Annotated in this window: 1 protein-coding gene; it reads right to left on the reverse strand. The window is 65.3% G+C overall.

Translation table 11 applies throughout. The annotated features are described in order from the left end of the window. On the reverse strand, positions 1–186 hold a 186-nt coding region (locus tag H2O73_RS24530; RefSeq protein WP_182110867.1), incomplete at its 3' end, for an ATP-binding cassette domain-containing protein. Between the last annotated feature and the right edge of the window lie 39 nt (positions 187–225).

Here is a 225-nt window from a genome sequence, read left to right on the forward strand (position 1 = left end):
CGCGTCGGCCTTGTAGAAGCCATACAGGATGCTCATCAGCGTGGATTTGCCTGCGCCGTTCTCGCCGATGATGCCGTGGATGGTGCCGGGCATGACCCGGATCGAGATGTCCTTGTTGGCCTGCACCGGTCCGAAGGCCTTGGAGATCCCGCGCAGCTCGATCGCAGGTGCTTGCGTGTCGGACATGGAGCCCACCCCGTTGGTCAGTCCTGCGCGCGGGGGGGG

Origin of the sequence: Vibrio marinisediminis, assembly GCF_014050145.1 — a bacterium.
Classification (GTDB): domain Bacteria; phylum Pseudomonadota; class Gammaproteobacteria; order Enterobacterales; family Vibrionaceae; genus Vibrio; species Vibrio marinisediminis.